The sequence below is a fragment of the Actinoplanes sp. NPDC048791 genome, from assembly GCF_040650095.1.
Lineage (GTDB): Bacteria > Actinomycetota > Actinomycetes > Mycobacteriales > Micromonosporaceae > Actinoplanes.
Map to the genome: position 1 here is coordinate 722 of NZ_JBEZGQ010000859.1, position 2,862 is coordinate 3,583.

2 protein-coding genes are annotated in these 2,862 nt (G+C 72.7%); one reads left to right on the forward strand and one right to left on the reverse strand.

Features of this window, described 5'->3' with window-relative positions:
* A partial coding sequence (locus AB0C29_RS38540; protein ID WP_360831330.1) for an anthrone oxygenase family protein occupies positions 1-476 on the forward strand: 476 nt, incomplete at its 5' end.
* Positions 477-478: 2 nt separating this feature from the next.
* Here the strand turns inward: AB0C29_RS38540 and AB0C29_RS38545 are convergent.
* Positions 479-2,862, reverse strand: a 2,384-nt coding sequence (locus AB0C29_RS38545; RefSeq protein WP_360831333.1) for an EAL domain-containing protein, incomplete at its 5' end; no start/stop codon positions are given.

Here is a 2,862-nt window from a genome sequence, read left to right on the forward strand (position 1 = left end):
TGGCGGCGCTCCTGGCGGCGACCATGACCACCGGACTGATGGCGGGCGTCTACGGCCTCTACCAGCACACCGTCATGCCGGGGCTGGGCAGCACCGACGACCGCACGTTCGTCGCCGCCTTCCAGGCCGTCGACCGGGCCATCATCAACCCGTGGTTCATGACCGGCTTCATCGGGGCGGTGCTGTGCACGGCCGCGGCCGCCGGGCTCAACACCGACCGGCGCCTGCTGCCGTGGCTGCTGGTGGCGGTGGCCCTGAACGCCCTGGTGGCAGTCATCACCGTGGTGGTGCACGTACCGCTCAACGACGCGCTCAAGGCGGCGGGCGACCCGAACCGGATCACCGACCTGGCGGAGATCCGCGAACGCTTCGACGCGGCCCGCTGGACGGCCTGGAACCTGGTCCGCGCGCTGGCCACCACGGCGGCGTTCGGCTGCCTGTGCTGGGCGCTGGTCGTCCGCGGCCAGGTCCGCTGACCTCAGGCCGGGACGGCCAGTGCCCGGGCCAGGCCTTCGGCGAGCACCCGGCCCGCCTCGGTGGCGGGCAGCGGGCGGGACAGGAAGAAGCCCTGGGCCAGGTCGCAGTCGAGCTCCCGCAGGATCGCGAGCTGGGCGGCGTCCTCGATGCCCTCGGCGACGGTGCTCATGCCGAGGCTGCGGGCCAGCCGCACGATCGTACGGACCAGCGCCTCGTCCTCACGGTCGCCGCCGAGCCGGTCCACGAAGGAGCGGTCGATCTTCAGGACGTCCATCGGGAAGCGGCCCAGGTACGCCAATGACGAGTAGCCCGTACCGAAATCGTCCATGGCCAGGGTGACGCCCAGCGCCTTCAGCCGCTGCAGCTGGGTGAGGTTCTCGTCGGTGTCGGTGAGCAGCACGCTCTCGGTCATCTCCAGGCACAGCTGGTCCACCGGCATGCCGGTCTCGGCCAGCACCTCGGCCACCATCTCGGACAGGTCGCCGTGCTCGAACTGCCGCACCGACACGTTGACGGCCATCTTGAGCCGCCTAGTGCTGCCCGCGCCCCAGGCCACCGCCTGCCGGCAGGCCTCGGTGAGCACCCAGCGGCCGAGCGGCACGATCAGGCCGGTCGCCTCGGCGATGCCGATGAAGTCCAGCGGGGACACCATGCCGCGGGCCGGGTGGTGCCAGCGGACCAGCGCCTCGAAGCCGATGATCTCGCCGGTGCGCAGGTCGACCGTCGGCTGGTAGTGCAGGGCCAGTTCCCCGCGTTCGAGGGCGAGGCGCAGGTCGGCCTCCAGCTCGAGCCGCTGCACCAGGCCGGCGAGCATCTCCGGGTCGTACGCGGCCAGCCCGGCCCCGCCCGCCGCCTTGGCCCGGTACATCGCCAGGTCGGCGTTGCGCAGCAGCTGGTCGATGTCGCCGGCGTCGGCGCCGCAGGCCAGGCCGATGCTGACCGCCACGCGCAGGTCGCGCTCCCCGACCCGTACCGGTTCCTCCAGGGCTGCCGCGATCCGCGCGGCGACCGTCTCGGCGTCGGCCCGCGCGGTGGGCGACTCGATGACCACGCCGAACTCGTCGCCGCCGAAGCGGGCCACGGTGTCACCGTCGCGGACGGCGGTGCGCAGCCGGGCGGCGATCTGCACCAGCAGGGCGTCACCGGCGGCGTGCCCGAGACTGTCGTTGATCTCCTTGAAGCCGTCGAGGTCGAGCAGGAGCACAGCGATGCCGGCGGGGTCCCGGGCCAGGGCCTCGAGGGCCCGCTCGCGGAACAGCGCCCGGCTGGCCAGCTTGGTCAGCGCGTCGTGGTACGCCTCGTGCACGAGCTGTTCCTGCAGCTCAGTGGCGTCGTGGATGTCGCGGGTGTTGAGCACGTAGCCACGGACCGACGGGTCGTGCACCAGGTTGGTGATCGTCATCTCGGCGAGCCGGATCCGCCCGTCCCGGTGCCGCAGCGGCACCTCGGCCACCACGACGCCGAGCGGCTGGTCGCGGACCGACTCCAGCGCGGCGGCGATCCGGGGCGCGGCGCGGCGCCCGGCCACGTCGAGCAACCGGAGGCCGAGCAGCACCGAGGCCGGGTAGCCGAAGATCCGTTCCACCGACTCGCTCTGGAACCGGATGGTGGAGTCGGCGTCGATCACCGCGACCGACTCGGAGCTCTGCATCACCAGCGCACGGAAGCGCAGTTCACTGGCCTGCAGGTCGGCGGTGCGCTCGGCGACCCGGGCCTCCAGGTGCCGGGTCAGGTGCCGGTTCTCCAGCAGGGTCAGCAGCTGGCGGGCGATGATCAGCACGATGAGCAGGGTGCGGCAGCCGGCGAAGAACGAGTCCGCCTCACCGGACACGGCGTAGTGGACGACGCTGCACGCCAGCGCGGTGAGCACGGCCGCGTACGGCAGCAGGATCGCGAACGACTGCCGCTCGCCCGGGGCGTCGCCGTCCGGGCCGGGCTCGTGCGTTGCGGTGCCGGGGCGCAGCGCGGCCAGCAGGACCAGGGCGAAGCCCGCGAACCAGCCGACGTCGAGGATGCCGCCGGAACGGTAGTCCTGGTGCAGGTACACGTACAGGTAGGCGCTGTCGGCGACGCCGAGCGTGACCGTGGCACCCACGATGAACAGCAGCGGCCTGGTGTCCCGGCCGCCGCGGCGCAGCCGGGCCAGCACGTAGAGGGCCACGGTGACCAGCACGACGTCGCCGATCGGATAGCCGAGCAGCACGAGACGGCCGAGCCGGCTGTCGGCGCCGGCGGCGAGCAGCGGCGCCAGCACGACGATCCAGCTCACCAGCAGCAGCGACGCGGCGATCATCAGGCCGTCGACGATGCTGCGGATCCGGTGCGCCATCGACTGCCGGCCCACCGGGACCGCCAGCAGACCGGCCGCGACCAGCGGGACCATGG